This window comes from Bacteroidota bacterium, from assembly GCA_018816945.1.
Classification (GTDB): domain Bacteria; phylum Bacteroidota; class Bacteroidia; order Bacteroidales.
On record JAHIVC010000089.1, the window covers coordinates 1 to 3,786 of the forward strand.

Sequence of the window (3,786 nt, forward strand, 5' to 3'; positions counted from 1 at the left end):
CAGAACTAAATTTCAAAATGTCAAAGAACGATTTAGGCTTAATGAGCCAAATTTGTTTAACTTTTAAATATTGTCCCAATTTTTATGGGACACTAATGATTGGGTTTTATGCTAAAAGCTCAAGAGGATGTGTATGAAACATCGCTCGAAGATATGCTTAACCAAAGCATGAATAAGGCATTTATATTGGGATTACCACACCCGCACAGCAAGGGTGAGTTTATGGTGCAATATCAGTTTATGGGCATGGGTGCGACTCAAATACACGATGGTACAAACGAATTAAGCCCTTCTGATGTACTGGCAAACTACCAGCAAACACCCACAAAAATGAAAACATTGGAACACATGTTTATGGGTATGTATGCACCATCCGACCGTTTGACACTTATGCTTTCTGGAAAATTTATAAACAGTACAATGGATATGGAAACTTACGCTGGAACAATGTCAACAAGCTCTTTCACGGAAAAAGCTTCAGGTTTCGGCGATATGAATTTGCTCGCATCGTATTTGTTTTTAAATCGTGAATCGCACAATTTACTTTTAAGTGCCGGCTTATCATTGCCTGCAGGTTCTGTTGGTTTAAATGGCAGTATGGGTACATTACCCTATTCAATGCAAACAGGAACAGGTACATTTGACCCTGGTATTTCATTAACCTATATGGGCTCAACCATGAAATGGTCGTGGGGGACGGACTTGGGTAGTACTTTTAGACTTTATGACAACAAAAGAGACTATAAAACCGGCAATTTGTATCAGGTAAGTGTTGGAGGTGCATACCAATGGTTACGATGGTTTTCAACCTCTGCAAAAGTACAGGGTTTTATTTTAAAAGAAATTAGTGGAAATGATGCTTCCATGGATGCTTCCCTAAGTCCTGTTTACGATTCCCGATATACAGGCGGCAAAACTATGAATGCTACAATTGGAGCCTATTTTAGAGTACCTGACGGATTTTTTAAGAACAATACATTTTCAATTGATTATAAACAAAATGTGTACGAAAATATGAATGGAATTCAGCTTGCGCCTGACAAACAGATTGTATTAACATGGCAATGGATTTTCGGTATAAAAACAATTAAATAAGGCAGGCTATGCAAAAGATAAAAAATATAATAATTGCTTTAGGCGCATTCCTTTTTTTTACTGCACAAATTAAGGCTCAGGTAATTGACTCGAAATATGAAGCTCTCTTTATTTATAATTTCACCAAAAATATTGAGTGGCCACGCAATGATGGGCACAGTGAATTTATCATCGGAGTACTTGGAAATGGAGAAATTGTAACTGAACTACAATTAATGGCTTCATTAAAAATGGTTGGTGATAGAAAAATAACTATCAAGGTGTTTGATAACAACGAAAAGATTGAGCATTGCCACCTTCTTTTTATTACGAAAAAACTTTCAGGTCAAATATCTGTAGCGCAACAAAAATTAAAAGGAATGTCAACACTTTATGTAACTGAAAGCCCTGGAATGGCGCAAAATGGTTCAAGTATCAATCTGGTAAGTAAAGTAAATAAAATTGTATTTGAAATTAACACTAAAAATATAAAAGAAAATGGCCTGAAAATTTCCAATTCACTTTTAAGCCTTGCAGATAAAATTATTGAAAATTAATTTTTTAAAAAAATGACATGTGGAAATATAAAATTATAATCCTTTTCTCTTTTTTTATTTCATTGCTTTTAGTAAGCAGTTGTAACAGGCAAGTTGCACAAAGTAAAACCCCAAAACAATACTTTTACAGTTGCCCCATGCACCCAGATGATATTTATTATCTGCCTGGCAAATGCTCCAAATGTGGAATGACGTTTGAAGCTTGGGAAATGGGAAATATGCCAAATAAAAAATCAAGCAATTCGCATTCTGGTCATTTAAATTCAGGCAGTAGTGCCGGGGGCTGTCATTAAAACTTTATACTGTATAATATGAAAACAATTGCAAAATTATTATCCGTAATGTTTCTGGTAGCAGGTATGACCCTTAATGCCTCAGCACACGAGGAACACCATCACGAAAAAAAAGACACGGAACAAAAAAAGGTCGAAATGTCTGATACATCAAAAACAGTTATTAATACGGCAGTTACTCCCATGTCAACAGGTTTTTCTACTTTACATCCGCTTGTTGTACATTTCCCTATTGTTTTGTTAATTATAGCTGCATTATTACAAATTGCAGGGCTATTTTATTCAAAAAACAATTGGGATTATATTACCTTGTTTTTACTCGCAGGTGGAGCTTTGGGGGCATACTTTTCAGGTAGCTACTTTCATCCACATACAGAGGGGCTTTCTTCAAGTGCTGCCGAAATTTTAGAGCGCCATGAGCTTTTTGCTTCACTTACCTTATACTCGTCAATTGCTGCACTCATCTTTAAAATTGCAGGTATGTTTCTGGTTAAAAGCAGAAAACGGATGTTTGAAATTATTACTGCCATCATTCTTTTATTTTCAGCCATCAGTGTTTCCGTTGCGGGTCATTGGGGCGCATACCTTACACATGTTGAAGGTGTTGGCCCACAAGGTAAGTTCATCGAAATTGAATAACTTTTAAAGAAATTATCATGTTTAACCGACTTGTCAAATATTTTCTCGAAAACCGTCTGGTTACTTTTATCTTTCTCATTGCATTTGTAGTGTTGGGAATAGTGTACACACCTTTCAATTGGAATACTGGCGTATTGCCACGTGAACCTATTCCGGTTGATGCAATTCCCGATATTGGCGACAACCAACAAATAGTTGCCACCGAATGGATGGGGCGTTCTCCTAAAGATATTCAAGACCAGATAACGTACCCGCTTACCACTGCTTTGCTTGGTATTCCGGGAGTTAAAACGGTGCGTAGCACTTCCATGTTTGGTATGTCCTTTATCTATGTTATTTTTAACGATGAGGTCGAATTTTACTGGAGCCGCTCCAGAATCCTCGAAAAACTAAATTCCTTACCAAAAGGAACTTTGCCCGATGGAGTTACGCCCACCTTAGGTCCCGATGCAACAGCGCTGGGACAAATATACTGGTACACCCTCGAAGGGCGTGACCCTAAAACAGGCAAACCAAATGGTGGTTGGAATCCGCAAGAGTTACGAACCATTCAGGATTTTTATGTGAAATATGGACTTTCAACCGCCGAAGGTGTTTCGGAAGTGGCTTCCGTGGGCGGTTTCATTAAAGAATACCAAGTGGATATTAACCCCGAAGCCCTCAAAGCTTACAACGTTTCGGTAATGGACGTTATGAATGCTGTTCGTAAAAGCAACCTCGATATTGGGGCTGAAACGGTCGAACTCAATAACGTTGAATATATAATCAGGGGTTTAGGATATGTTAAGAGCATTGAAGACCTTGAATTATCGGTTGTAACAGTACGTAATAATGTTCCTGTACGCATCAAAGATGTTGCCCACACATCATATGGCCCTGCTACACGCCGTGGTGGGTTAGATAAAGGCGGTTCTGAGGCTGTGGGGGCTGTTATAGTGGCTCGTTATGGTTCAAACCCTATGGATGTTATCAGCAACATTAAAGACAAAATAAAGGAAATTGATGCGGGTTTGCCTCAAAAAACTTTGCCCGATGGTAGTGTGTCAAAAGTAACCGTTGTACCGTTTTACGACCGCACTGGTTTAATTAGTCGATCCTTAATAAGATTTTAGATTGTTGATATTCAACATATTAATGTTAATAACTGATATTTTTTGATGTTCAAAACTGCAAGAAAAAGCGTAATTTTATATCAAAAGCTTGCAGAAAATGATCGGAAAAAC

Annotated in this window: 3 protein-coding genes and 1 pseudogene; all 4 read left to right on the top strand. The window is 37.6% G+C overall.

Annotated features, from left to right (window positions below; translation table 11 throughout):
• Positions 1 to 108: 108 nt before the first annotated feature.
• The 4 genes and pseudogenes from KKG99_13525 to KKG99_13540 all read left to right on the top strand — a co-directional run bounded on the left by KKG99_13525 (position 109) and on the right by KKG99_13540 (position 3,651).
• Positions 109 to 1,095, top strand: coding sequence for a transporter (locus KKG99_13525; protein ID MBU1014015.1), 987 nt, complete (start codon positions 109 to 111; stop codon positions 1,093 to 1,095).
• Positions 1,096 to 1,103: 8 nt separating this feature from the next.
• Positions 1,104 to 1,631 carry a YfiR family protein gene (locus KKG99_13530; protein MBU1014016.1) on the top strand — a complete coding sequence of 176 codons (528 nt, stop codon included), beginning with the start codon at positions 1,104 to 1,106 and terminating at the stop codon, positions 1,629 to 1,631.
• A gap of 311 nt (positions 1,632 to 1,942) precedes the next feature.
• Complete coding sequence (locus KKG99_13535) at positions 1,943 to 2,563, top strand: hypothetical protein (GenBank protein ID MBU1014017.1); 621 nt, start codon at positions 1,943 to 1,945, stop codon at positions 2,561 to 2,563.
• A gap of 17 nt (positions 2,564 to 2,580) precedes the next feature.
• Positions 2,581 to 3,651: pseudogene (locus KKG99_13540) on the top strand (efflux RND transporter permease subunit).
• The last annotated feature ends 135 nt before the right edge of the window (positions 3,652 to 3,786 follow it).

Excerpts from the sequence above, each read along its gene's own strand:
- KKG99_13525 (MBU1014015.1), top strand. The coding sequence starts at position 109 with ATGCTAAAAGCTCAAGAGGATGTGTATGAAACATCGCTCGAAGATATG.
- KKG99_13530 (MBU1014016.1), top strand. The coding sequence starts at position 1,104 with ATGCAAAAGATAAAAAATATAATAATTGCTTTAGGCGCATTCCTTTTT.
- KKG99_13535 (MBU1014017.1), top strand. The coding sequence starts at position 1,943 with ATGAAAACAATTGCAAAATTATTATCCGTAATGTTTCTGGTAGCAGGT.